At 68.6% G+C, this 26,384-nt stretch carries 21 protein-coding genes; 16 read left to right on the forward strand and 5 right to left on the reverse strand.

The genetic code is table 11. The features are described 5' to 3' along the window. The first annotated feature begins 133 nt into the window (after nt 1-133). The gene (locus OHA03_RS20215; protein ID WP_267005215.1) at nt 134-2,167 is read left to right on the forward strand and encodes a glycosyltransferase family 4 protein; all 2,034 of its coding nucleotides are present in this window, start codon (nt 134-136) and stop codon (nt 2,165-2,167) included. 72 nt (nt 2,168-2,239) lie between these two features. Here the strand turns inward: OHA03_RS20215 and OHA03_RS20220 are convergent, their stop codons facing one another. Next, nucleotides 2,240-5,815 (reverse strand): bifunctional glycosyltransferase/CDP-glycerol:glycerophosphate glycerophosphotransferase, encoded by a 3,576-nt coding sequence (locus OHA03_RS20220; protein ID WP_267005216.1) that lies wholly within the window; start codon nt 5,813-5,815, stop codon nt 2,240-2,242. Between the two features lie 22 nt (nt 5,816-5,837). Continuing rightward, nucleotides 5,838-8,069, reverse strand: coding sequence for a bifunctional glycosyltransferase/CDP-glycerol:glycerophosphate glycerophosphotransferase (locus OHA03_RS20225; protein ID WP_267005217.1), 2,232 nt, complete (start codon nt 8,067-8,069; stop codon nt 5,838-5,840). 282 nt (nt 8,070-8,351) lie between these two features. Here OHA03_RS20225 and galE point away from each other — a divergent pair, with 282 nt between their 5' ends. Beyond that, nucleotides 8,352-9,323: a UDP-glucose 4-epimerase GalE gene (gene galE / locus OHA03_RS20230; RefSeq protein ID WP_267005218.1), complete on the forward strand. Its 972-nt coding sequence runs from the start codon at nt 8,352-8,354 to the stop codon at nt 9,321-9,323. Nucleotides 9,324-9,407: 84 nt separating this feature from the next. Here galE and OHA03_RS20235 read toward each other — a convergent pair whose 3' ends face one another. Next, the gene (locus OHA03_RS20235; protein ID WP_267008105.1) at nt 9,408-11,471 is read right to left on the reverse strand and encodes a hypothetical protein; all 2,064 of its coding nucleotides are present in this window, start codon (nt 11,469-11,471) and stop codon (nt 9,408-9,410) included. Nucleotides 11,472-12,023: 552 nt separating this feature from the next. On the opposite strand from OHA03_RS20235, the gene OHA03_RS20240 reads away from it, so the two are divergent. From OHA03_RS20240 to rfbD, 3 genes are read left to right on the forward strand one after another with little or no spacing between them, the layout of a single operon-like run. Continuing rightward, nucleotides 12,024-13,094: a glucose-1-phosphate thymidylyltransferase gene (locus OHA03_RS20240; protein ID WP_267005219.1), complete on the forward strand. Its 1,071-nt coding sequence runs from the start codon at nt 12,024-12,026 to the stop codon at nt 13,092-13,094. Beyond that, nucleotides 13,091-14,077 carry a dTDP-glucose 4,6-dehydratase gene (rfbB, locus tag OHA03_RS20245; RefSeq protein ID WP_267005220.1) on the forward strand — a complete coding sequence of 329 codons (987 nt, stop codon included), beginning with the start codon at nt 13,091-13,093 and terminating at the stop codon, nt 14,075-14,077. The genes OHA03_RS20240 and rfbB overlap by 4 nt, the downstream gene beginning before the upstream one ends. Then, a complete protein-coding gene (gene rfbD / locus OHA03_RS20250) occupies nt 14,074-14,970 on the forward strand; it encodes a dTDP-4-dehydrorhamnose reductase (RefSeq protein ID WP_267005221.1) in 897 nt (298 codons plus the stop codon). Before rfbB ends, rfbD begins: the two co-directional genes overlap by 4 nt. A gap of 57 nt (nt 14,971-15,027) precedes the next feature. Here the strand turns inward: rfbD and OHA03_RS20255 are convergent, their stop codons facing one another. Beyond that, nucleotides 15,028-15,627, reverse strand: coding sequence for a dTDP-4-dehydrorhamnose 3,5-epimerase family protein (locus OHA03_RS20255; protein ID WP_267005222.1), 600 nt, complete (start codon nt 15,625-15,627; stop codon nt 15,028-15,030). Between the two features lie 377 nt (nt 15,628-16,004). Between OHA03_RS20255 and proB the strand changes: the two genes are divergently transcribed. From proB to OHA03_RS20280, 5 genes are all read left to right on the forward strand, one after another. Further along, nucleotides 16,005-17,111, forward strand: a complete 1,107-nt coding sequence (proB, locus tag OHA03_RS20260; RefSeq protein ID WP_267008106.1) for a glutamate 5-kinase — start codon at nt 16,005-16,007, stop codon at nt 17,109-17,111. Nucleotides 17,112-17,254: 143 nt separating this feature from the next. Beyond that, nucleotides 17,255-17,758, forward strand: coding sequence for a hypothetical protein (locus tag OHA03_RS20265; protein WP_267005223.1), 504 nt, complete (start codon nt 17,255-17,257; stop codon nt 17,756-17,758). 82 nt (nt 17,759-17,840) lie between these two features. After that, a complete protein-coding gene (locus tag OHA03_RS20270) occupies nt 17,841-19,124 on the forward strand; it encodes a glutamate-5-semialdehyde dehydrogenase (protein WP_267005224.1) in 1,284 nt (427 codons plus the stop codon). A 66-nt stretch (nt 19,125-19,190) separates the two neighbouring features. Further along, entirely contained in the window at nt 19,191-19,790 is a 600-nt protein-coding gene (locus tag OHA03_RS20275; protein ID WP_267005225.1) for a hypothetical protein, read from the forward strand. A 228-nt stretch (nt 19,791-20,018) separates the two neighbouring features. Continuing rightward, nucleotides 20,019-21,155 carry a hypothetical protein gene (locus OHA03_RS20280; RefSeq protein WP_267005226.1) on the forward strand — a complete coding sequence of 379 codons (1,137 nt, stop codon included), beginning with the start codon at nt 20,019-20,021 and terminating at the stop codon, nt 21,153-21,155. On the opposite strand, the gene OHA03_RS20285 is transcribed toward OHA03_RS20280, so the two are convergent. Further along, entirely contained in the window at nt 21,073-22,218 is a 1,146-nt protein-coding gene (locus tag OHA03_RS20285) for a M48 family metallopeptidase (RefSeq protein WP_267005227.1), read from the reverse strand. The genes OHA03_RS20280 and OHA03_RS20285 overlap by 83 nt on opposite strands. 111 nt (nt 22,219-22,329) lie before the next feature. Between OHA03_RS20285 and OHA03_RS20290 the strand changes: the two genes are divergently transcribed. The 6 genes from OHA03_RS20290 to OHA03_RS20315 all read left to right on the forward strand — a co-directional run bounded on the left by OHA03_RS20290 (nt 22,330) and on the right by OHA03_RS20315 (nt 26,328). Further along, a complete protein-coding gene (locus OHA03_RS20290; RefSeq protein WP_176902209.1) occupies nt 22,330-22,482 on the forward strand; it encodes a hypothetical protein in 153 nt (50 codons plus the stop codon). 84 nt (nt 22,483-22,566) lie between these two features. Then, on the forward strand, nt 22,567-22,731 hold the full coding sequence (locus OHA03_RS20295; RefSeq protein ID WP_030921167.1) for a hypothetical protein: 165 nt from the start codon (nt 22,567-22,569) through the stop codon (nt 22,729-22,731). Between the two features lie 38 nt (nt 22,732-22,769). Then, nucleotides 22,770-23,387, forward strand: coding sequence for a nicotinate-nucleotide adenylyltransferase (gene nadD, locus OHA03_RS20300; protein WP_267005228.1), 618 nt, complete (start codon nt 22,770-22,772; stop codon nt 23,385-23,387). Nucleotides 23,388-23,406: 19 nt separating this feature from the next. After that, nucleotides 23,407-25,143 carry an LCP family protein gene (locus tag OHA03_RS20305; RefSeq protein WP_267005229.1) on the forward strand — a complete coding sequence of 579 codons (1,737 nt, stop codon included), beginning with the start codon at nt 23,407-23,409 and terminating at the stop codon, nt 25,141-25,143. 103 nt (nt 25,144-25,246) lie between these two features. After that, complete coding sequence (rsfS, locus tag OHA03_RS20310) at nt 25,247-25,678, forward strand: ribosome silencing factor (protein WP_267005230.1); 432 nt, start codon at nt 25,247-25,249, stop codon at nt 25,676-25,678. Next, a complete protein-coding gene (locus tag OHA03_RS20315; protein ID WP_030921157.1) occupies nt 25,675-26,328 on the forward strand; it encodes a histidine phosphatase family protein in 654 nt (217 codons plus the stop codon). Before rsfS ends, OHA03_RS20315 begins: the two co-directional genes overlap by 4 nt. Nucleotides 26,329-26,384: the final 56 nt, after the last annotated feature.

Raw genomic sequence — 26,384 nt, forward strand, 5'->3', positions numbered from 1 at the left:
CTTCTGTGTGTCTACCTCATGCGAGGACAGAAGCCTGCCCTCGCGCCGACTGAGGGGGTAGGGGGAGCGTGATGACACTCGCGCGAGGCTGCCCGGGGATTGCTGCGAGCTGCGGCCCGGCCGAAAGACGCTGGTGAAGATTTCATTCCTGGTACGTGACCTGTGCCATATGGGCGGGGTGGTCAGCGCGACGCAGAACCTTGCGGGCGCGCTCGCCTCCCGGCACGGGGTGGAGATCGTGGCCCTGCGCAAGGTGCGGGACAAGTCGTACTTCCCGCTCGACCCGCGGGTCTCCGTGCGCGTTCTCACCGACCTGCGGGGGCATTCCCCCGCCTCCGACCTGGAGCACCCGTTGATCGGGGTCTTCCCGAAGGTCTACCCGGTCGACCCGGCAGAGAAGAAGCCGGTGGTCAGCAGGCTGGCCGAGCTGCGGCTGCTGGAATTCCTCGCGACCACCGACTCCGATGTGGTGGTGAGCTCCAGCCCGCGGAACACGATCATGCTCTCGTACGCCGAGGGTGACTACCTGCGGGTCACGCAGGAGCACTCGATGCCCTCGATCTACGCGAAGTACTACCAGGGCCGGCTGTTCAAGGCGTACCACTCGCTGGACGCGCTCACCGCTCCCACGCCCGAAGAGGCCGAGAGCATCGGCAAGCAGGTGCCCGGCGTCCGTAACCGGCTGGCCGTCATGCCGAACTGCGTGCCCGCCGCACCGGTGCAGTCCAAGAGCACCAACAAGGTCATCATCGCGGCGGGTCTCCTCAAGGAGAACAAGAACTTCGTGGCGGTCGTCGAAGCCTTCGCCACCGTCGTACGCAAGCATCCCGACTGGCGGCTGCGCATCTACGGCGAAGGAACGGAGAAGGCCGATCTGCGCAAGCAGATCGAGAACCTCGGCCTGCACAACACCGTGGCGCTGATGGGACCGGTCGCCCCGGTCGCCCCGGAATTCAGCAAGGGTTCGATCTTCGTGCTCCCGTCCAAGCGGGAGGCGTTCGGCAATGTGATCGTCGAGGCGATGGCCGCCGGTCTGCCTGTGGTCAGCACCGACGCCGACCATGGACCGCGCAACATCATCACCCACGGCGAGGACGGTCTCCTCGTCCCGTGCGGCAACAGCGACGCCATGGCCGAGGCCGTCCTCGAACTGGTCGAGAACGACGAGCGCCGCAAGCTGATGGGCGAGGCCGCGGTACGCAACGCCGTGCGTTTCCACGAGCCCGCGAGCTGCGAGCGCTTCGAGGCGATCCTGCACGACGCGTTCGCCCGGCGGGCACTGCTGACGACGGCCGGCGCACAGGTGGACCCGGAGGGATCGGTCCGGATCGAGGTCGGCGCGCTGCCACCGGAGGCGCACGGCGCCGAGATCGCCTGCCGTCTGGTCGGCAGGCCGGACCAGGAGCGGCGGTTCGCGATCGAACCCGGGGGCACCGCAGTGGTGCCGTGGCGCGGCGGACTGCCCGAGGGGATCTGGGAGCTGTCGGTACGTACTCCGGCGGGCATCGAGGTGCCGCTGACGGTGGACGGTTACGGCTGCGACTTACGTGATGTGTTCAATGTGCCGTTGCCCCGGGAGGACGGCGCCCCGGCCCTGGAGCTGCTGCTGCCGCACCGGGGCGAGATGGACCGCCTCCGGATCCGCAGCGTGGTGCGCGACGCCCATGTGGAGATCGACGCGCTGGCGGTCAGCACCGAGACCATCGAGATGGAAGCGGTCGGCTGGGGTGTGGAGCTCGGCCGGGGAGCCGTCCTGGAGGCCGTGCTCCGCAAGGACAAGGAAAGGGTGATGACCTTCCCGGTGGCGGCCGTGGAGGGCCGCCGGATCACCGCCCGGGTCGACTGTGCCGCGCTGGTGCGTGCGCACGAGGGACCCGAGCAGATCTGGGACATGTGGCTGCGGCCCGCGGAGGAGGCGGACCGGGTCCAGGTCGGCAAGCTGGCCACCGACGTGCTGCAACCGATCGGGGTGTTCACCTTCCCCCGTCCGGTGATCCGGGTACTGCCCGAGCCCAGTACGACACTGCCGGCCAAGGTGCGGCGCCGGGTGACCAGGGCGCTGAACGGTGGCAAGCCCGTGCCGCTTCCGGTCACCAGGATCGAGATCAGGCCGTACTTCACGGCTCTGTCGCAACTCGCCTTCAAGACGGTGGACGTACAGCCGTAGGACGGCACGGACAGGGGACAGAAGGGCGGGCCCGCGGAGATCTTCTCCGCGGGCCCGCCCTTCTGCGTGTGGCTAGTTCCCGTCGGAGAGCTCTGCGGGCTGCTCCATCATGCGGTCCACGACGCGCTGCGAGGCCCGGCCGTCGTCCAGGTCGCAGAACAGGTGGTGGAAGCGGTCGAAGCGCTCGCGGTACTCGGGCCAGACGCTGTCGATGTTCCGGATGGAATCGATCAGCTCACCGGAGGTGCGGATCAGCGGGCCGGGCGAGTCCTTCTCGAAGTCGAAGTAGAACCCTCGCAGGGTGTCGCGGTAGTGCTCCAGGTCGTACGTGAAGAAGAGCATCGGCCGCTTGAGGTGGGCGTAGTCGAACATCACGGACGAGTAGTCGGTGATCATGATGTCGGCGGCCAGATACAGATCGGCGATGTCCGGGTACTCGGAGACGTCCCAGACGAAGCCGTTCCCGGCCCCCGGCACGGCATCGACCACGTTGGAGTGACGGCGGATCAGCAGCACGTGGTCGTCACCGAGCCGGCGGCGCGCGTCCTCCAGATCCAGCCGTAGGTCGAACAGGTACTGGCCCGCGCTGTGTGACTGGTCGTCGCGCCAGGTCGGCGCGTAGAGGACGACCTTCTTCCCGGCGGGCAGACCGAGCTTCGCCTTGACCTGCTCGACGATCTTCTCCCGGTCGGGGGAGTAGAGGTAGTCGTTGCGCGGGTAGCCGGCTTCGAAGATTTCGCCGTCGTACGAGAAGGCGCGCTTCAGGATGGGCGTGCTGAACCGGTTGGACGAGACGAGCAGGCTCCAGTTGTTCGCCTCGAGCGCCAGCCGGTTCTGGTACTCGCGGTCGAAGTAGAGCGTCTCGATGTCATGGCCGATCTTCTTCAGCATCGTGCCGTGCCAGGTCTGCACGATCACCTGGCCGGGGCGGCGCACCAGCCACTCGGGCAGGTGCCCGTTCGTGACGATGTACCGGGACCTGGACAGGGCCTCGAACCACTCGCGGCCCCACATGCGGACCTTCTCCGTGGCCGGCGGCAGGACGACCTGCCCGTCCCGGACGGCCCACAGGTGCTTGAGGTCACTGCCGCGGCGCAGGAGCTCCTCGTGGATGGCACGGGGGCTGTCGGAGTATTGCTTGCCGTTGTAGCTCAGGTAGAAGACCTGGTCGAGCAGCGGCTTCTCGCGGCCGAGCTCGTACACCTCGCGGCGCAGCTGCAGCTGCCGGTACGGGCCGAGCTCCATGTCGCTCAGCTCGGAACGGCAGTTGAGCTGCGGGAAGTCGCCCCAGCGGTGCTCGAACCAGTAGCGGCGGCCGCCCAGTTCGGTGTGCAGCGGGAACTGGGAGGTGGCGAGCCGGTCGATGACGAAGGCCGCGTCCGGGACGTTCTCCTCCTCGGACCGCAGGAAGAGGTTCCACCGTCCCGCCTTGAGCGGAACCTGGCCGGAGCCTCCCATGACCGACGGGTCGAAGGAGGTGGTGAAGGTCCCGGACGGGGCCCATTCGACGGCCGCCACGCGTTCGTCGAAGCGGCTGCGGGCCTTGAGGACCAGTTCGGCGCCGACGAGCCGGGGGCTCGTGCGGCCGCTGACGACGATCCGGCCGTCGCGCTCGGAGACGTCGGTGATCACGGCACGCCGCGCCCGGCCGATGATCTTCAGATAGCCGTTGTGGCCCGAGACCAGGGCCAGCTCCTGATGGGTGCCCTCGTCGCCGAAGCTCTCCGGCAGGTCGAGGCGGAGGTCGGCCAGGCCCTCCCGGACGACACTGCTGAACTGGCGCTCCGTGCCGTCGGAGGCCGTGGCGAGCAGGGCCGTGCTCCACAGCCGGCGATCGGGCTGGGCCTTCTCGTCCACCGCGTCGGCGGCGAGCAGGGCCACCTCGGCAACGGGTACGCGCACGCGGAACGTGGCGGTGTCACCGGCCCGCTCCACGGTCGCCGGGAACTTCTTGATCTCACCGCTCTTGGGGTTGGCCAGCCGCAGGTCGAGCGTCTCGCCCTGCTTCAGCGTGACCCGCAGCTCACCCCGGATCTCCAGCTGGTCGCCGTCCAGTCGGCGGTCGGTGACGAGGGCGAGGACCTTCTCGATGCGGAGCTTGAGCGCGCTGCGCTCGACGCTGGGCAGCAGCCGGAAGTCCTTGTCGAGCCACTGGTAGGGCGGGAAGTTGGCAGCCGCCCCGCCGCGCGCCCACACACCGCTGCGCCGCACCAGGCCCGAGGAGTAGACGTTGATGCCGACGTGCCACAGGCCCTCCTGCCAGGCGCCGCCCTTGCGGAACTTGGCGGGGTCGAGTTCGAGCTCCCAGCCGGCCCAGTCGTAGTTGTAGCGCTTCTGACCGGAGCTGGTGGTGCACTCGGGGCGGTGGACGTTCTTCGCGGGCAGGAACAGCCGGCGTCGCGAGTTGTCCCGCTTGAGCTGGACGACCTTGATGCTGCTGCGCCTCGTCGACATGTCGATCTTGTCGATCCAGGCGTCGCCGGACAGCACCAGCCGGCCGTTCCTCCACTCGACCGAGCGCAGCGGCGCGCGCAGGTCCAGGTCCTGGTCGATGCGCAGCGCGGCCTTGGGCAGCTCGACGGAGCTCGACTCCAGCGGCGCGAAGCTGGCGTACTTACGGAAGGCGCCGGAGACCTCGACGGGCTCCTTGCGGCGCTGCGAGGCCAGCAGCGCGATCAGCTCGGGCGTGGCGTGCTTGCGCACGAGCAGCCACTGCACCCGCAGGTCCGCGGGCAGGGCCATGACGATCTGCGGGTCGATCGTGTCGAGGTAGCGGTTGGCGGCCTCGAGAAAGGCCTCGTGGAACTCCGCAGTCGCGTCGGGCAGCACGCGCAGGAACAGCCGCAGGTCGTCGCGGAGCACGCGGTCGTCGTACTGCCGCTTGTACTCGGCGAACTCGGGGCCCTGCTGCTGGGAGAGGAAGTCGCTGACCAGGCTCACCGCGGTGACCCGGTCCCTGATCGCCTGGGGCTCCCGGCGGCGCTGGGTGATCGACGGGGCGGACTCGCCCTCGCGCAGCCGCCAGAAGTACGTCGGCTCACCGATGATGTCGATCGCTTCGGCCCGGTAGTGGGCGGGGAGGACGACGGGGATGTCCTCGTGCAGGATGCCCTCGGGGAAGGCGAACCCGTGCTTCTCCCAGAAGGTGCGCCGGAACACCTTGTTGCAGGCGATGCGGTCGGCGACGAGATTGGGGTTCTTCGAGATGTGGGTCCGCTTGCGGGCCTCGCCCGCCAGCATCTTGAACAGCGGCACCTGCCAGGACTTCTCGCCCTTGAGGTGGAAGACGTTCCCGGTGGCGAAGTCGGAGCCGCTTTCGTCGAGGCTCGCGGTCATCAGCCGGTAGGCGTCCGGCGGGATGATGTCGTCGCTGTCGACGAACGTCAGGAACTCTGCGTCGGGAGATATGTGCGAGATGCCCGTGTTGCGGGCTGCGCCGAGACCGCCGTTCTCCTTGCGTATGAGGATGAACCGCGGGTCTCGGGTCGCGTATTCGGCGGCTATCGCCGCGGAGCCGTCCGGGGACCCGTCGTCCACCATCAGGACCTCGATCTCACGCAGCGTCTGCGACGCCAGCGAGTCGAGGCAGGCCGGGAGATAGCGCTCCACGTTGTAGATGGGGACGATGACACTGAGCCGAGGGGCCATGTCTTTCAGGATTCCTTTCGGTTCAGACCCGCTCGACCGGTTCGAGCGCCTGAGCTGGGGAGGGTGCCGGCTTGCGTTCGGCAAGCGGCACGACGGGAAGAAGACTCTCCTCGCCCAGGAAGACTTTGCGGACGACACGCTCCGCGGCGTGACCGTCGTCGTAGTCGCAGTATCGTTCGCGGAACTGGCTGCGGAGGGTGGCGGACTCCTCGCTCTGCCACTCGCCGGATCCGAGGATCTCGGTGAGCTGCGCCTGGCTGGTCGCAACAGCGCCGGGAGGCTCGGCCATCAGGTCGAAGTACGTACCGCGGACCGCCTTGTAGGTGTCCCAGTCGTCGGCGAAAATCACGATCGGCCGATCAAGATTCGCATAGTCGAACATTGCTGACGAGTAGTCGGTGATCAGGGCGTCCGAGGCGAGGTAGAGGTCCTCGACACACTGGTGCGCCGAGACATCGATGATGCGACCGCTGGTCTGGAGCTCGGCCATCCGCCCGTTCGGCTTGTAGAAGTAGTGGCCTCGGACCAGGAGGGTGACGTCCTCGCCCAGTTCATCGGCCAGCCGTGGAAGGTCGAGCCGCGGGGTGAAGTCCTTCTGGTACTCGCGGTGGGTCGGCATGTAGAGGAAGACGCTGGAGCCGTCCTTCAGGCCGAGCTCCCGGCGAACCCTTGCCACATCGGCGGCAGTTGAGTTGATCAGGACGTCGTTGCGCGGATAGCCGGTCTCCAGGGAGGTGTACCGGCACGGATACACCCGCTCCCACACCGTGGTCGAGAACCGGTTGGAGGAGAGACTGTAGTCCCAGCGGTCACAGCGCTTGAGCAGGTCCTCGAAGTCCATGCTGGTGGAGGCCGGGAAGTTCATCTGGTCGAGCCCCATGGTCTTCAACGGCGTGCCGTGATGGGTCTGCAGATGAATCTGGCCCTCGCGCTTGACCACCGCGTTGGCGAAGTTCACGTTGTTGACCAGGTACTTGGCGCGGGCCACCGCCGTCCAGTACGAACGGGAGCCCACGACCGCCACCTCGACACCCTTGGGCACCCGGCCGACCTGGTCGGTCCTGACCGCCCATACCCGGCGGATGTGCGGGGCCAGACGGGCCAGTTCGGCGTCGATGGCCGCGGGGTTGCAGGAGTAGCCGCGGCTCCAGTAGGCGGAGAACACCGCCAGGTTGTCGTCCAGTCCCAGCCTCAGCTGGGACTGGTAGAACATCCCCATGGCGGCGCGTTTGGCGCGGATGACGCGTTCGCGGCTGCGAAGGCGGGACCGGTTGCGCAGCCGACGGGCCCGGGTGGCGGCGGCCAGCGCCGGATAGGAGCCCATGCCGAGCAGCGCGTACTTGTAGCCGCGGCCGCCCGAGGGGCGTACGAAGCCGTCCGGCAGTCTGCGTCTGTAGTCCGCGGACGCCCGGTGGAAGAACTCGGACCGTGCGTTGCGCGGCAGCCGGCCCGGCTTCTCCATGATGGTCAGATAGTGATCGGCCATCTTCCGGAAGACCGCCGTGCGCCAGTGGTCGAGCTCGGGGTGCTTTTCCAGATAGGCGAAAATGCGGTCGTACTGGTCGAAGACGTCGAAGTGTTTGCGGCTGACGGTACGGAGGATGTTGCCGCCCTCGCGTCGCTGCCGGTAGAAGACGCACGTGCGGTCGAGCACCGCCAGGCGGTCCGCGGTTATCAGGGTGGAGTACGTCCAGGGGGCGTCCTCGTAATAACCGGGCGGGAACTGGAAGCCGTGCCGGGTGACGAAGTCGCGTCGGTATGCCTTGTTCCATACGATCTGCAGCAGGTCCAGCAGCTCGGGACGGTCCGCCAACGAGAAGACCGCGGGCCCGGTCTCGGCGAGCAGGTCGGCGCGCTGGTTCGGCAGGCGCCGGCCGTCCCAGTAGGTGCGCGTGTAGTCGAAGATCAGGACGTCGGGATCGTCTGTCGCGTCGAGCCGCCGGGCGATGGCGCCCAGGGCGCCGGGCGCAAGGGTGTCGTCACTGTCCAGGAACAGCAGATAGTCACCGGTCGCCTGTTCGATGCCGGCGTTGCGGGCGCGGCCCAGGCCCACATTCTCACCGAGGTGCAGGACGCGCACACGGGTGTCGCGACGGGCGAACTCGTCCAGGATCTCGCCGGAACCGTCCGGCGAGCAGTCGTCGACAGCGACGATCTCGAAGTCGGTGAAGTCCTGCTGCAGTACGGAGTCGATGCACTCCCGAATGTATCCCTGCACGTTGTAGGCAGGTGCGATGAGTGTCAGTCGAGGCATCCTTCACCAGTCCAGAGAGCTGTCGAGGGTCCGTGTGACGGCGCCGATTCGTACCGTCGAACGACGGGATGGCGCCGAAGTACCCGGACAGCGTAATTGATCGTCATTGGCTCGCTGTGGCCCTGCGTTGGCCGGGACTTCACCCGAAGGTGTCCGTCCCGGCACCTCCCCTACGAGGGGGCATATTGAACGATAGTGCCGATTGGTCCTATTTGCGCGACTCCATTTTTCCCACACGTAGAGTGAAGCCGACGGTATGACCTCGTACAGGGAGACGCGCGAATGGCCTGGATGGTTACAGGTGGGGCGGGATATATCGGGGCGCATGTCGTGCGTGCGATGCTCGCGGGCGGTCAGTCGGTAGTCGTGTATGACGACTTGTCGACGGGAAGCGCAGAGAAGATTCCCGCCGGGGTGTCCCTGGTGGTCGGCAGCGTGCTCGACCGGCAGCGCCTCGACGCCGCGATCCGTGACCACGGTGTGACAGGCGTGGTGCACGTCGCAGGGAAGAAGCAGGTGGGCGAGTCCGTCGAGCGGCCGCTCCACTATTACCGGGAGAACGTGACCGGGCTGGAGACACTCCTGGAGAGCATGGTCGCGGCGGGTGTCGACCGGCTGGTGTTCTCCTCGTCGGCCGCCGTCTACGGCATGCCGGATGTGGATCTGGTCAGGGAGGACACCCCGTGTCTGCCGATGAGCCCGTACGGCGAGACGAAGCTCGTCGGAGAATGGCTGATCCATGCGGCCGCTCGGGCCCACGGTCTGCGCTGCGCATCGCTCCGTTACTTCAATGTCGCGGGTGCCGCCTCCCCCGAGCTCGCCGACGCCGGAGTATTCAATCTCATCCCGATGGTCTTCGAGCGGCTGGCGGCCGGTGAGGGACCGAGGATCTTCGGCGACGACTACGAGACGCCCGACGGCACATGCATCCGTGACTACATCCATGTGGAGGACATAGCCTCCGCGCACCTTGCGGCCGTGCGCAGGCTCGACGAGGCCGAGAGCGGTACCGACCTCACGCTCAATATCGGCCGCGGTGAGGGCAGTTCCGTGAAGGAGATGGTCGACCGGATCCTCAAGGTGACCGGCCGCGGCGACCTCACCCCGGAGGTGACGGCCCGCCGTGCCGGTGACCCGGCGCGCGTGGTCGCCGGGGCCGACCGGATCCGGACGGAGCTGGGCTGGTCGGCCACGTACGGAGTGGACGAGATGATCGACTCCGCGTGGCGGGGCTGGCTCCACCACCACCCGTAGGCTCCACCACCCGTCACGAAGAGCAACGGCGAAGGGACCCGCATGCCTGCGGGTCCCTTCGCCGTGGTGCCGGTGCGCCGGGCGCTATACCTCGGGCGTTGCCTTCAGCAGGGACTTCGAAGCCTCCGCCGACGTCGTCGTTTCCTCGGTTCCGGCCCCGCGCGGCGCCGGAATCATGGACAGCAGCCGCTGCGCCATGCGCGCACGGTGACCGTCCGCCATCGCGCAGAGACTGCGTGCCGCGTCGTTGAAGCGCTCCAGCGACGGCGGATCCGAGGGGCCGAGCAGATGAAGCTTCAGCTCGGCACGGCTCCGGGCCAGCGTGTCGTGCTCCGGATTGCGTACGGAGTGCAGCAGTGCCGCCACACCCTCGGCGTCCGGGGTGAGGATCGTCGCCGCGCGGACCGTCGGGAACGCTTCCCGGAAGGCGTCCTCCGGCAGCTCGCTGGTGTTCGCGACGGCGTACGGCTTCTCGCTCGCCAGGTAGTCGGTGACCACGCTCGACACATCGCTGATCAGCAGATCCGCCTGGTTGAAGCAGGCGTACAGCGCGGGCTGCGGGGCCGTGATGATCTGGTGCTCCCAGTCGGGCAGGGATTCCCAGTAGGTCTCTTCCCAGGCTGCGGTGGCCGCGGCGACCGCTTCGGCACGGCCCGCAACCGGTGCGCTCTGGGCCAGCATCCGCTCCGCGTCGTCCGAACCCTTCCGGAAGGTGGAGGCGGTGACCCGTTCGAGCTCCGTGGTCCGCAGGGCCAGCGCGGCCGCGGCCTCGGGGCCGGGCCGGGAGCCGGTGCGCCGGCGGTTGGCCTCGCGGATCAGCTCCTGCATGCGCTCGTTCGCGGCTCCCGCACGCGGATCGACCGAACCCGTCATCGGGTGCGGCTTGTAGAGGAGCCGTACCCCGGGATCGGCGAGCAGCGCACGGACGATGTTCTCGCCGGCCAGGATCACCGATGTGTTGCCGGGGTTGCCGTCCCAGCCCTCCCAGGTCGGGGCGTAGAGCACGGTGGTGAACGGGCCGGTGGGCGGCCCCGCGTACGGGGCGATCGGTGCCAGTTGGGGGCGGCCGATCTCCACCACGTCACGGTCGTCGATACCGACCTCGGCCTGGGCGTAGCGCTCCCGGGCGGCCGGTCCCGCGACCCAGACCTCGTCGTACGCCTTCGCGTAGGGATTGCAGCTGGAGAGCTTGTCGCTCTCACCGTGGTTGACGAAGGCGTGCTTGATCGTCGGGATGCGCAGGACCTGCGAGGTCTTGCCCGAGTTCGCGGGGTGGATCAGCATCTTGAGCGTCGAGTGCTCGAGGCGCATCAGCTGGGCGACCCTGGGGATGCACACGATGGGGATGTCCGTCGCGCCGATCTTCTGCATCATGAAGCGCTCGCGCAGCACGATGAGCGGGCGACCGTCGGTCCGGGCCAGCGTGTCGAGCCACATGTTGGCCTGGTACGCGGACGAGGAGCCGCCCGAGAAGTACATGCCGACGGTCGGCTGGTACTCGGCGAGCCAGGCGTCGAACCAGTCGAGCACCTCTTCCTGCGAGGCGGGACGGCGACGCGCGAGCCGCCACAGCAGGACGGCCAGTCCGGTGCAGGCGAGAAGGACCGAAAGCCCGATGCCGGCCGCGGCGTATTCCGGCTCGTCGCTCGCCGCCGTCACCAGCAGGCCCGCGGTCGCGGGCAGGCCGAACAGCAGCAGCCGCGGACCGGGCCCGCCCATCAGCAGCGCGGGGGGCGCCGGGGTGATCCGCAGGGCGGAGGCGTCGATGTTGCGCGTGAGCAGGGGCATGGTGCGGCTGGCGCGCACAAGGATCGCCGTGGCGTGACCGGCGAAGTGGAGCGCGTAGAAGAAGAGCAGCCCGCAGACGAGGGGGAGGTAGGCCGTTTCCTGCTGCTGGCTGTCCAGTTCCAGCACGCCCACGACGAGCAGGAGGTCACGTATGACCTGTCGTACCGTGACATCGGCCCTGACCTTGGTGAACTGCGAGTTCAGTCCTGGCTGCCAGCGGTGCAGGGCGGCTTCTGTCGCGAGACCGGTTGCCGTGGCCGCGATGAGCAGGGGGACGTTCGGGAGAAGCGCGGCGGTGGCCTGGGCGACGAACGACGCGGCCAGCACGAAGATGAAGAAGGGCTTCGCGGCAGGCCGCATAGTGAGGGGAAGAGGTTGCACTCGGGGGACTCCAAGCAGCTCGAGCTCGCGCAGGGCGCGGTTGCGGCCGGATGGCACGGTGGTCGGGCCGACTGGTCAAGCCAGGGCCGGGGCCCCGGAAGTGGGTGTGATCCGCCCCCACCGTAGAGAAGGCACGTCATCCACTTGTGTGGCTCAGGTGAGGACTATGTAACAATATGCAGCTTCGTACAACCATTCTAGATGATGACCGCGCGGCTGTGCACACCCCGTCAGGCACCTGTGAGCGGACAGTCGCGGGCCGGTCCGCGCAGATGGAGTGCGGACCTGAGTCCGGGGATGGCCTCGGATGGCCTCGGGCGGGCGGAAACGCGGTCGGTGCGGAAAATAATTCCCGCAACCCTCTCTCGCGACGGAAGAAGCGTACGAGACGAGAAAATGTTTCCGAGTGTCAATCGGGCGCATCTCGATTTCATGGGTCCATTCGCGGCAGATCGGACAGTGAATCTCAGTAAAATCGCCCCGAAGGTCGCGGTCGCGACATGACCGGAATCTCACCATCGGGCAGGGAAAATGAAAGCTCTCGTACTTTCCGGTGGGGCCGGCACCCGGCTCCGTCCCATTACGCACACCTCTGCCAAACAACTGGTCCCGGTGGCGAACAAACCGGTGCTGTTCTACGGCCTGGAAGCCATTGCGGAAGCGGGCATCACCGAGGTCGGCATCATTGTGGGCGACACTGCCGCAGAGATCCGCGCGGCCGTCGGTGACGGTTCCCGGTTCGGCATCGAGGTCACGTACATCCCGCAGGACGAGCCGCTCGGACTCGCGCACGCGGTGCTGATCGCCCGGCGCTTCCTGGGGGACGACGACTTCGTCATGTACCTCGGCGACAACTTCATCGTCGGCGGGATCGCCGGCCTGGTCGAGGAGTTCCGCGCCGACCGGCCCGATGCGCAGATCCTGCTGACCCGGGTGCCCGACCCGAGCGCCTTCGGTGTCGCCGAACTCGACGGCGACGGCCGGGTGGCGGCGCTGGAGGAGAAGCCGAAGGAGCCGAAGAGCGATCTGGCGCTGGTCGGCGTCTATCTCTTCACCGCCGTCATCCATGAGGCGGTGCGCTCCATCGCGCCCTCCTGGCGGGGCGAGCTGGAGATCACGCACGCCATCCAGTGGCTGATCGACCAGAAGCGCGACGTCCGCTCCACCACGATCCGCGGGTACTGGAAGGACACCGGCAATGTCACCGACATGCTGGAGGTCAACCGGACGGTGCTGGAGACCGTCGAGCCGTCCGTCGAGGGCGCCGACGTCGACGACGAGAGCGAGATCATCGGCCGGGTCCGGATCGAGGCGGGCGCCAAGGTCAGCGGCAGCCGGATCGTCGGCCCCGCGATCATCGGCGCCCGCTCGGTGATCAGTGGCGCGTATGTCGGTCCGTTCACCTCGGTCTCGGAGGACTGCCGGATCGAGGACAGCGAGATCGAGTACTCGATCGTCCTGCGGGGCGCCTCGATCGACGGTGTCCGTCGCGTCGAGGCGTCACTCATCGGCCATGACGTCGAAGTGACCCCCGCGCCCCGCTCCCCGTCCGCCCACCGACTCGTGCTCGGCGACCACAGCAAGGTGCAAATCTCCTCATGACCACTCGCATCCTGGTGACCGGCGGGGCCGGCTTCATCGGCTCGCACTACGTCCGCACGGTGCTCGGCCCGCAGGGGCTTGGAGATGTCGCCGTCACCGTGCTCGACAAGCTCACCTACGCGGGCAACCCGGCCAACCTCGACGAGGTCCGCGACCATCCCGGTTTCGCGTTCGTGCAGGGCGACATCTGCGATGCGGAGCTGGTCGCCAAGGTGATGGCCGAGCACGACCAGGTGGTGCACTTCGCCGCCGAGTCCCATGTGGACCGATCCATCGACGGCGGCGCCGAGTTCGTCCGTACGAATGTGGTGGGCACTCACACCCTGGTCCACGCCGCGCATCTGGCGGACATCGAGACCTTCGTGCACATCTCCACCGATGAGGTCTACGGCTCGATCGACGAGGGCTCCTGGCCCGAGACCGACCCGCTGGCACCCAACTCGCCGTACTCCGCGGCCAAGGCGTCCAGCGACCTGATCGCCCTCTCGTACCACCGCACCCACGGCCTCGACGTGCGCGTGACCCGCTGCTCCAACAACTACGGGCACCACCACTTCCCCGAGAAGGTCATCCCGCTGTTCGTCACGAACCTGCTGGACGGCAAGCCGGTCCCGCTGTACGGCGACGGCGCCAACGTCCGCGACTGGCTGCACATCGACGACCACGTGCAGGGCATCGAACTGGTCCGCACGAAGGGCTGCGCCGGTGAGGTCTACAACATCGGCGGCGGCACCGAACTGTCCAACAAGGAGCTCACCGGCCTGCTGCTGGACGCCTGCGGTGCCGACTGGGAGACCGGCGTCATTCATGTCGAGGACCGCAAGGGCCACGACCGCCGCTACTCCGTCGACTGCACGAAGATCCGCAACGAGCTCGGCTACGAGCCCCGCAAGGACTTCCGTACCGGTCTCGCCGAGACCGTGCAGTGGTACCGCGACAACCGTGCCTGGTGGGAGCCGCTGAAGGACAGGGCCGCGCTGTGAGCCCCGTCTGGCTGGTCACCGGAGCCGCCGGCATGCTCGGCCGGGACGTCCTGGCCCGGCTCGCCGGCGAGTCCGTCACCGCGGTCGCCGCGAACCGCGTGGCCCTCGACATCGCCGACCCCGCCCTGGTGCGTGCCGCCCTGGAGTTCCACCGCCCCGCCGTCGTGGTGAACTGCGCCGCCTGGACCGCTGTCGACGACGCCGAGTCCCAGGAAAAGGCGGCGCTGCGGGTCAACGGCACGGGCCCCGAGGTCCTCGCCGCGGCCTGCCGTGAGCACGGCGTCGTGCTTCTCCAGGTCTCCACCGACTACGTCTTCGCCGGGGACACCGAGAAGCCGTACCCGGAGGACGCCGCCGTCGGCCCCCGCAGTGCCTACGGCCGGACCAAACTGGCCGGGGAACGCGCGGTGCTGGACACCCTCCCGGACACCGGTTACGTCGTCCGTACCGCCTGGCTGTACGGCGCGTACGGCCCCAACTTCGTCCGTACGATGATCAAACTGGAGGGCGTCAAGGACGCCCTCGATGTGGTCGACGACCAGCGTGGGCAGCCCACTTGGACCGCCGATCTGGCCGACCGGCTCGTCCGGCTCGGACAGGCCGCCCTGGCCGGCGCCGTCCCCGCGGGCATCTACCACGGCACCAGCGGCGGGCAGACGACCTGGTTCGGCTTCACCCGGGAGATCTTCCGGCTGCTCGGGGCCGACCCGGCGCGTGTCCGTCCCACCACCAGCGACGCCTTCGTCCGCTCGGCACCCCGGCCCGCGTTCAGTGTGCTCGGGCACGACCGCTGGGCGGCGGCCGGGATGGAACCGATCCGCGACTGGCGGGCGGCGCTGGAGGAGGCGTTCCCCGCCCTGCTCGCAGCGGAACGACGCGGCTCGCAGCGATGATCTCGACCTCTGAATTCCGCCGGGGCCGCCCGTACTTCCCGCGCGGCCCCGGCCTGCTCAGCCTCGGGCGCGCAGCTCCGCGTAGTACGCCTGGCAGGCCTCGTACGACGGCAGCAGCCCCTGCTCCTCGGCCTCGGCCAGTGAGGGTGCAGCGGCATCCTTTTCGGAGAGGAGCGGCGTGACGCCCTCGGGCCATTCGATGCCCAGCTCGGGGTCGAGCGGATTGATGCCGCGTTCACGACCGGGCGCGTAGCCCTCGGAACACAGGTAGACGACCGCCGTGTCGTCGGTCAGCGCCATGAAGGAGTGGCCGAGCCCCTCGGCGACGTAGACGGCGTGATGAACCACGTCGTCGAGACGTACCGCTTCCCACTGTTTGTACGTGGGGGAGCCGACCCGGATGTCCACGATGACGTCGAGCACCACGCCCCGTACACATGTGACGTACTTGGCCTGGCTCGGCGGCACATCGGCGAAGTGGATGCCGCGCAGGGTGCCCCGGCTGGAGACCGAGAAGTTGGCCTGCGCCAGCTGCAGACCGTGTCCGGCGGCGTCGTTGAGGTCGGACCTCTTGAACCACTCGTGGAAGCTGCCGCGACTGTCCGGGAAGAGCTTGGGCTCATGCACCCAGGCCCCTGGCAAGGAGAGCTGCCGCATGCGATCACATCCTTGTTCTGGCGTTCGAGACAGACCGGAATGGCGAAAGCCAATTTAACGGGAATTGTCGCCGTTCATGGCTCCGGTGAATGAGATGTCCCGATGGTCAATCGGATTGATGCGCAATGATTGAAACCGGCCACGGTGGTATGGAATATGTGAATCGTTTGATGTGACTTTCGTTGTCATGCCATCCACAGGCTGTGCGGTCATTACTCCGTGGCCGGAGGATGGAAAGTGGGAGTCCGATTATCGGGAACGCCTGTTCGGTCCGATGGCCCACCCTGCTCGCGTACCCTGACGGCCAGGCAGACGCAGCCGATGACGATGAAGACGACGAGGGCAGGAACGTGCACGTGGCAGGGGCAAGGCAGGGCGTGACCGAAGCGCGCAGGATCGTGATCAAGGTCGGTTCCTCGTCCCTGACCACCGCGGCCGGCGGCCTCGACGCCGACCGGGTCGACGCGCTCGTCGATGTCCTCGCCAAGGTCCGGAGCGGCGGGGAGAAGGAGATCGTTCTCGTTTCCTCCGGAGCCATCGCCGCCGGACTCGCCCCGCTCGGCCTGCACCGCCGGCCTCGGGACCTGGCCAGGCAGCAGGCCGCGGCCAGCGTCGGCCAGGGGCTGCTCGTCGCCCGTTACACCGCCTCCTTCGCGCGTTACGGCGTACGCGTCGGCCAGGTGTTGCTCACCAGCAACGACACCAGCCGCCGCGCTCACTACCGCAACGCCTACCGCACCCTCGACCAGCTTCTGGCGATGGGCGCGCTCCCGATCGTCAACGAGAACGACACCGTCGCCACCGACGAGATCCGGTTCGGCGACAACGACCGGCTCGCCGCGCTCGTCGCCCATCTCGTCCGAGCCGATCTGCTGGTCCTCCTCTCCGATGTGGACGGCCTCTACGACGGCGACCCCAGCACCCCCGGCACCTCACGCATCGCCGAAGTGACCGGCCCGGCCGATCTGGCCGATGTCACCATCGGCAGCGCGGGAAAGTCGGGCATCGGTACCGGCGGCATGGTCACCAAGGTCGAAGCCGCCCGAATCGCCACGGCCGCCGGAGTGCCGGTCGTCCTGACCTCCGCGAGCCGCGCCGCCGACGCTCTCGCCGGCCGCGACACCGGTACGTACTTCCGCCGCACCGGACGCCGTTCGGCGGACCGGCTGCTCTGGCTGGCCCACGCCTCCACCCCGCAGGGGTCGCTGACCCTCGACGACGGGGCGGTGCAGGCCGTCGTCGAACGCCACAGCTCGCTGCTGCCGGCCGGGATCGCCTCCGTCGAGGGCGAATTCACCGCGGGGGACCCCGTGGAACTGCGTGACCTCCAGGGCCGCCCCGTGGCCCGCGGACTCGTCAACTTCGATGCCAAGGAGATTCCGCAGCTGCTCGGCCGGTCCACCCGGGACCTGGCGCGCGAACTCGGCCCTGCGTACGAACGCGAGGTCGTACACAGGGACGATCTGGTCATCCTGCACCGCTGACCGGCCCCCTGAAACGGCTGAAAGTCCGGACTTCGGGCAGAGACCTTCATGAAAACCGCCCCACGCCAGGCCCCGGGCTGGTCAACTTTGTAACGGGGACACAGCGGGGTACAGCACAGCAACGCATTCACAGGAGGCCGCCGGTGAGACGAGCTCGCCCGGGGGCGCCGCCCCGAGGAACGGGTGGCCGCGCCTTGACCAGCGTCGGAGCAGGTGTCGGCTTCGACGAGGTCCGGTCCGTCGACCGGACCGCCGACGGGACCACCACCGACCCCGAGCCGGTGGTGGCGAAGGAGGAACACACCCGGTCGAAGCTGTGGCACATCACGCTCAGCGTCTCGGGTACCGAGACACCGCTGAAGGAGGTCAGGCGCGCTCTCGAACAGCTCGCCAACGACCATCCCTTCCTGCTGACCAGCCGGTACGCCAACGACCACGCGGAGATCCGCTACTGGGAAGAGGCACGGGACCTGCACGACGCGGCGGCGGTCGCACTGCGGCTGTGGGGCGAGCACCGCTCCAGCGCCAAGCTGCCGCCCTGGGAGATCGTCGGCCTGGAGGTCATCGACCGGGAGACGTACCACCAGCGCATCGCCGAGGGATACGGACCGCCCCCGGCGGCCCCGGTCGGCGTGCACCCGTACTGACCGTTCGGCTCCGCTTGGGACGGCCGTCTCGCATCACGGGATACCTGCGGGATGTCCGCAGTGTGCGCACTACTCTGCGGGCATGACCACGCTTTCGCCGTACGACAACATGTCCCCGGTCGCCCAGGCCGCCTACCGGGCCCGCTCCGCCGCCGCGGACATCGCGCCACTGCCGCGCGCGGCGAAGGACGACGCGCTGCTGGCGATCGCGGACGCGCTGGAAGTGCGGACGGCCGAGATCGTCGCGGCCAACGCCGAGGACGTGGCCCGTGCGCGCGAGGCCGGGACCAGCGAATCGATCGTCGACCGGCTCACCCTCACTCCCGAGCGGATCCGGGCCATCGCCGCCGATGTGCGGGACGTGGCGGCGCTGCCCGATCCGGTCGGCGAAGTGGTGCGCGGCTCCACCCTGCCCAACGGCATCGACCTGCGTCAGGTCCGGGTGCCGCTCGGCGTGGTCGGGATCATCTACGAGGCCCGGCCCAATGTCACGGTGGACGCCGCGGCGCTCTGCCTGAAGTCCGGCAATGCCGTCCTGCTGCGCGGCTCGTCCTCCGCGTACGCCTCCAACAGCGCACTCGTCCGGGTGCTGCGCGACGCGGTCGGCGGCTCCGGACTGCCGGCCGACGCGGTGCAGCTGGTGCCGGGCGAGAACCGTGACTCGGTACGGGAACTGATGCGGGCCCGCGGTCTTGTCGACGTACTGATCCCGCGCGGCGGTGCCTCCCTGATCCGCACGGTCGTCGAGGAGTCCACCGTTCCGGTCATCGAGACCGGTACCGGCAACTGCCATGTGTACGTGGACGTGCAGACCGACCTCGACATGGCCGTCGACATCCTCATCAACTCCAAGGCCCAGCGGCCGAGTGTCTGCAACGCCGCCGAGACGCTGCTGGTCCACAAGGACGTCGCCGCGGAGTTCCTGCCCCGGGCGCTGGACGCGCTGGCCGACGCAGGGGTGACGGTGCACGGCGACGAGCGGGTGCTGGAGTTCGCCGAGGGGTCCAAGGCCACCGTCGTGCCGGCGACGCCGGAGGACTGGGAGACCGAGTACCTCTCGTACGACATCGCGGCCGCCGTCGTCGAATCGCTGGACGCGGCCGTCGCCCACATCCGGCTCTGGTCCTCCGGCCACACCGAGGCGATCGTCACCACGTCACAGGCTGCCGCCCGCCGGTTCACTCAACTGGTGGATTCCACGACGGTCGCCGTGAACGCGTCCACCCGGTTCACCGACGGGGGGCAGTTCGGGTTCGGTGCGGAGATCGGAATCTCCACCCAGAAACTGCACGCCAGGGGCCCGATGGGCCTGCCGGAGCTGACCTCGACGAAGTACATCGTGACCGGGGACGGTCACGTACGGTGATCTTGGGTACCCGGCGAGTTTGCAGTCTCCCTGCCCAAAACGACCCGCCGGGGCTACGCTGAAGCTGTGCCGGACGACGTGGGGGGCAGGCCGTTTCCGGACGGCTGGGAGCCCGACGACGACCGCGGGGGCGCGGACGAGGACTTCGCCTCCGTGGTGTTCGACGAGGACTTCGTCCGGGCTGCCGAGTTCCATGAAGCCACCGCGGTCGAGCGGCTGTTGGCTGCCGCCCAGGCGCGTGCCGAGGCCGAGGCCGCCCGGGCCCGCGCCGGCGGCGGCCCCGCCGACGACGAACTGTACGGCGACGGATACGGGCCGGGCAGCGCATACGGCCGCGGGAGCCCCTACGGCGACCCGCTGGACCACGACGGGCTCGACGACTACGACAACGGCCCGTACGGGCGCCACGGCGGCTCTCTACGCCCCTACCGGGGCGCCGCGCGGTGGCACCGCCCGGTGGCCTGGCTGCTCGCGCTGCTGATGGGCATCGGCATGGTCGCGCTGGCCTTCAGCGCCGTCTACCGGGGCGCCTCGGCCAACCGTCAGGACCAGGTCCCACCACCCGCCACGACCGGCGTGGACAGCGCGCCCGGCTCCGGTGTCACCCCATCCGCTTCCGCCGACTATTTCCGCCCCGCGGTGTCTGCGGTCCCACGCACGCACTGATGCGCGGCTGCCGTGGCGCGTGAGAGCTCGCTCCGAGTTCTCACACGCCAGAGCGTTTACGTTCGTGGCAATCGACCTACCCTGAAAGTGTGACCCCTCCCCCGGAGGGGGCTTCTCACTCGTCCGCACACGCGAACTCGTGACGGACAGGCCCTGCCCGAGGCCCTTTCGGCCGAAGCAGTGCGTAGCGTGTCGGCTTCGGCCGGTGACGTGGAGTCGGGAGAAGTCATGACAGGCCGTGGAGAACCGCCAGAAGGAGCACCCGAGGGGCTCCCCGGCGGTGGTGAGGACGAGTACCGGTCCGTCGTCTTCGACGAGTCGTTCGTTCGCGCTGCCCGGCTCCAGGAATTCTCCGCCCAGGAGCGCATGGGCGAGCACGCCCGCGCCGTACGCAGCCTCCCGGCCCGGCACTTCCGCACCGGAACCCGGGCCGTCATCGCCCTGATCGTCCTGATAGCCCTCGCCTTCGCCACGGCCGTCTACATGGGCCTCAGCAATCCGTACCAGCCACCCGTCGGCAGACGCGCCGAACTGCTCCGGTCGACCGTCATACCCCTGGCGCCCCGCGGCGCCGTCCCCGGCGGCAAGGCTGCCGACCTCTACGCCACCAGCCCCGCCGCCCACTTCCGGACAGGTGCCGCAGGCATCAACCTTCCGATGACCCGGCGGACCGAAAACTTCTCGGACAGCCAGGTGATCACTGCCCTGACCACGGTCAAGGACTACCTGGTGGCGTCCTCCCTCGACCCCGACGTCCTCACCGGCGGCTCGGTGCGGCCGGTGGGGCTGCTGCTCGACCCGGACCAGACGAACCAGTTCGACCGGAGCATGACCCGATCGGCCGACGACGGGCAGCATGCCGCGACCGGCTGGCTGGTGCGGTTCGATCCGGCGAAGGTGGCGCTGGCCGACCCGGACATCCGGGTCCAGGGCACCCTGGCCTACTCCGAGGCGGGGTCCGACACCCTGGAGGTGGTCTCGGACCACACCTTCACGTACGCCCTGCGTCCAGCCGCCGCAGGCCCCCAACGAGCAGGCGGCGTCTCGCTGTTCACGGTACGGCGCGAGCTGCACTTCCGCTTCGACCGGGAGGACCTGCGGCTGCACCGGCTGGAGCTGCGGACCAGCTACGTCCAGGCCGGACCGCAGGCCTGCTCGACGGACAGGACCGGCACCCTGCACCCGCTGCTCGCCGGCGAGCGCGCGGCCTCCCGCGGGCCGGCGGGCACCGACCCGTATGCGACGGGCCGGCCCACAGCGGCGCTCTGCGGGACGCTGGAGGTCAGCTCCCGGCCGGCCCGGGCCCCTGAGGGCTCCCCGGGTCCTCCGTCCCCGACCGCCGGGTCGCCCCGGAGTCATCCGTAGCGCCACCCTTGCCTGCCGCACCACCGCCGTGGCTGCCGCCGGTGAACTTGTCGCGCAGCTTGCCGCCCAGATCCCCGGCGCCGCCGGCTATGTCGCCGACGAGCTTCATCAGCGGGTCCTTGCTGGTGCGCACCGAGTCGGCGTAGTGCGAGGCGGACTCCCGGAACGAGTCCGTCACCGACGTGTCCTTGTCGTCTTCGCGCCGCGGGTAGTGGCCGTCCATGATCCGCTGGTAGTCGCGGCTCTCGGACCACTTCTTCAACTCGGCCGCGCGCACCGTGGTGAACGGGTGGGATCGGGGCAGCACATTGAGGATCTTGAGTACGGAATCGCGCAGGTCGCCACCCTTCTCGTACTCGTCCGCCTGGGCGAGGAAGGCGTCCACATTCATCTCGTGCAGATGATTGCCGCCGGCAATCTTCATCAGACCGCGCATGGAGGCCTGCAGATCCTGGCCGACCAGCAGCCCCGCCCGGTCCGCGGACAGCTCCGACTTGCGGAACCACTCGCGCAGCGCCATCACGATCGTCATGATTGCCACATTGCCGAGCGGGATCCAGGCGACCTTAAGGGCGAGATTGGTGAGGAACAGCAGAATCGTGCGGTAGACGGCGTGACCGGAGAGGGCGTGCCCCACCTCATGGCCGACGACGGCCCGCATCTCCTCCTCGTCGAGCAGCTCCACCAGCCCCGTCGTCACCACGATGATCGGCTCGTCGAGACCGATGCACATGGCATTCGGTTGCGGGTCCTGGTTCACATACATCGGCGGGACCTTCTCCAGGTCCAGGATGTAACAGGCGTCGCGCAGCATGTCGTTGAGATGGGCGAACTGGGCGTCGCTCACCCGTACGGAGTCGGAGAGGAAGAGCAACCGCAGACTGCGCTCGGGCAGCAGGCCGCTCAGCGCCTTGAACACTGTGTCGAAACCGCTCAGCTTGCGCAGGGCCACCAGAGCCGACCGGTCCGCCGGGTGTTCGTACGCCCGGGACGAGATGCCCGAGAAACGCCTGCGCTGCCTGCTCGGCACGTGCTCGTGACTCGCGTGGCTGTTGTCGGTCATGAACTGGGCCCCCTGTTCGTACGAGACGTCGCTCGCCCCCTGACAAGTCCCAGCGTAGGTGCTGGGGCTACGGTGTGCGGGGGGCTGTGGATAACTGAGGAGACGCCCAACATGCCGCACACCGTTGCTCTGCTCGCCGCCGCATCCGAGGACCAGGGCCCGGGCAACACCCTTCGGATCGTGCTGCTCGCCGCGCTCATCGGCGCGGCGCTGCTCGCCTGGTTCCTGCTGCGCGGATACCGCAACGACGACAACAACGACTGAGTCGGCGTGAGCGTGCCCGGGGCCCCCGCATACGATGTCCGCGACGTCTTCCTTCCGACTCCCGATCGATAGGTCCTGCCGAAGATGAGCCTCACGAGCACCGCACACCAGCTGGTCACTCTCGCCTCCGAGGGCGGCGAGCACGGTGGTAACCACGAAAGCCTCAGCCCGTACCTCACCGGAGGCGGTGCGTTCGTCACGCTTCTGCTCCTGCTGTGGATCACCACCCGCTTCAACCGCGACCGCTGAGGCAGAGGCGTACAGCTGTGCCAGTAGGCTCTGCACGCATGGGAGAGCAGGAAGTGCCTACCGGCCGCGGCAAACGCCGACTCGGCGTGATGGGCGGGACGTTTGACCCGATTCATCATGGACACCTGGTGGCGGCCAGCGAAGTGGCCGCCCAGTTCCACCTCGACGAGGTGATCTTCGTTCCGACCGGGCAGCCGTGGCAGAAGAGCCACAAGCAGGTTTCCCCGGCCGAGGACCGCTATCTGATGACGGTCATCGCGACGGCGTCCAATCCGCAGTTCTCGGTCAGCCGCAGTGACATCGACCGTGGCGGACCGACGTACACGATCGATACGCTGCGGGACCTGCGCGCGGTCCATGGCGACGCGGACCTCTTCTTCATCACCGGCGCCGACGCGCTCTCGCAGATTCTCACCTGGCGGGACGCCGAGGAGCTGTTCTCGCTGTCCCACTTCATCGGTGTGACACGGCCTGGGCACGTACTCACGGACGACGGGCTGCCGGAGGGCGGTGTCTCCCTCGTGGAGGTCCCGGCGCTCGCGATCTCGTCCACGGACTGTCGTGCGAGAGTCGCGCAGGGGGAACCGGTCTGGTACTTGGTGCCGGACGGTGTGGTCCGCTACATCGACAAGCGCCAGCTGTACCGCGGCGAATGAGCCACGGAGAGGGGCACCGGTGAACGACCGACAGAACCCGTACGACCCGTACTACCCGCAGCCGCAGATCGTCGGCTACGACGAGTACGGGCAGCCGGTGTATCAGCAGCCCGGGCAGCAGCAGGAGCAGCAACAACAACAGCAGCCCCAGCGGCAGTACGACCCGTATGCGCAGCAGGGGCAGGGGCAGCCGGGATACGGATACGACCCGTACACCCAGCACCAGCCCCCGCAGCAGTCCCAGCCCCCGCAGCAGCCTCAGCAGTACGACCCATACGCCTCCCAGCAGCCTCAACAGTCTCAGCAGGAGGCCTACGGCTACGACGGATACGGCTACGACACCGGCCAGCAGCCGGCCGCGGTCGACACCACGGCGCAGTGGAACATCCCGCAGCAGGCCCCCACACCGACGGCCGCCCCGGCGCCCGCCCCGCAGCAGCGGGAGCGGGAGCCGGAGTTCGAGCCGGAGACGGTCGTTCCCGAGCAGCGCCGGGCGGACCGTGACTACGGCACCGGGCAGTTCTCCTTCATCGAGGAGCCCGACGAGGACTCCGAAGACGTCATCGACTGGCTGAAGTTCACCGAGAGCCGCAGTGAGCGGCGCGAGGAGGCGCGCCGCCGCGGCCGCAACCGGATGGTCGCGCTGATCGTCGTGGTGGCCCTGGTCGTGGTCGGCGGTGTCGGCTACCTCTGGTCCGCGGGCAAGATACCGGGCCTCGGCGGCTCGGAGAAGGAGAACACCGCGACGACGGGTCCGCAGAAGCGAGACGTCATCGTGGTCCATCTGCACGACACCAAGAAGGGCGGCACCTCCACGGCGCTGCTCGTCGACAACGTGACCACCAAGCAGGGGACCACGGTCCTGCTGCCCAACTCGCTCGCGGTATCCGACGACGAGGGCAGCACGACCACCCTCGGCAAGTCCGTCGACGACGACGGCTCCAACGGCACCCGCGAGTCCATCGACACACTGCTCGGCACCGAGATCAGCGGCACGTGGCGGCTCGACACCCCGTACCTGGAGAACCTCGTCGACCTGGTCGGCAACATCGAGGTCGATACGGACATCGATGTGCCGGACGCCAAGAAGGGTGCGTCGCCCTTGGTCAAGAAGGGCGAGGCGCAGACCCTGAGCGGCCAGATGGCCGTTGCGTACGCCACCTACCGGGGCCCCGGTGAGGCCGAGACGAAGCAGCTCATGCGGTTCGGGCAGGTCATGCGCGGAGTGCTGCGGAAGATCTCGGACGATCCGAAGGCCGCCACGGTCACGGTGCAGACGCTGGCGCAGATCCTGGACCCGTCGCTGCCCGAGAAGGACCTCGGCGCGTCCCTCGCGAAGCTCGCCGAGCACGCCAAGATCGGCGACTACAAGACGGCACTGCTGCCGGTGCAGCCCGACGGCACCCTCACCGACGCGGCCACCGAGAGCGTCGTCAAGGACATCCTGGGGGGCACGGTGAAGGCCCCGGACCAGGACGCGGCTGTGCGGGTCGGCGTCAAGAACGGCACCGGGAACCAGGACGGCACGGAGTCCGCCCGGATCAGGCTGGTCAACGGTGGCTATGCCTTCGTCGGCGGCGGGAGCACCGACACCGCGGTGTCGTCCGCGGTCGTCTACAGGGCGGCGGCCGACAAGGAGAAGGCGACCCAGGTCGCCAAGACCCTGGGCCTGCCGACGAGCGCGGTGAAGCAGGGCAAGCCTGCCGCGAACGTCGATGTGTCCGTTGTCCTCGGCCAGGACTACAAGATCAAATAGTCGGGGCTCCGCGCCCTGAACGATCTTCGAAAGATCGCTGCGTGGGCTGTCGGCGGTCCGTGAGACCCTAGAGGTTGATCTGACCGCCGACGAAAGCCTGCTTGTGACCGCCACGGACCGCTCCATCGAGCTCATCAACGCCGCCGCTCAGGCGGCCGCCGACCGGCTCGCGCACGACATCATTGCGTACGACGTCAGCGACGTGCTGTCGATCACGGACGCATTCCTGCTGGCCTCGGCCCCTAACGACCGCCAGGTCAAGTCGATCGTCGACGAGATCGAGGAGCGGCTCCAGAAGGAGCTCGGTGTCAAGCCGGTGCGCCGCGAGGGCGACCGCGACGCCCGCTGGATCCTCCTCGACTACGTCGACATCGTGATCCATGTCCAGCACAGCGAGGAGCGTGTCTTCTACGCGCTCGAGCGCCTCTGGAAGGACTGCCCCGAGATCGCGCTCCCCGAGGACGCCGTCAAGACCCGCGGCAAGGCCGAGGAGCACGCCCAGCTCACCGGCAGCACGGAAGGTGACCTGAGCTGAACGGCAGCAGTAGCGGCAGGGGCCGCAGGATCGTCCTCTGGCGACACGGCCAGACGGCGTGGAACCTGGAGCGCCGGTTCCAGGGGTCCACGGACATCGAGCTGACCGAGACCGGCGTCGGGCAGGCCCACCGGGCCGCCCGGCTGCTCGCCTCGCTGAAGCCGGACGCGATCGTCGCCTCCGATCTGCGACGGGCGGCGGCCACGGCCGCCGAGCTCGCCGCGATCACCGGGCTGGAGATCGCCCATGACGCGGGGCTGCGGGAGACCTACGCGGGTGCCTGGCAGGGCCTCACTCATGAGGAGATCGTCCGGCAGTACGGCGAGCAGTACGCCGCGTGGAAGCGCGGCGAGCCCGTGCGGCGCGGCGGTGGCGAGCTGGAGACCGAGGTCGCCGACCGGGCCGCCCCCGTCGTGCTCGATCACGCCGACAAGCTGCCCGACGGCGGCACACTCGTCGTGGTCAGCCACGGCGGCACGATCCGCACGACCATCGGGCGGCTGCTCGGCCTGGAAGCGCACCACTGGGAAGGGCTCGGCGGACTCTCCAACTGCTGCTGGTCGGTGCTGGGCGAGGGTGCGCGCGGCTGGCGCCTGTTGGAGCACAACGCCGGCACGCTGCCCGAGCCCGTGCTCGGCGATGACGCCTAGCGTGCCTCCTCGGGGCGCGCCGGTTCGGTGGCCGGAGGCCGCCTCCGGGCGGCGTC

The organism is Streptomyces sp. NBC_00154 (genome assembly GCF_026342835.1).
GTDB lineage: Bacteria > Actinomycetota > Actinomycetes > Streptomycetales > Streptomycetaceae > Streptomyces.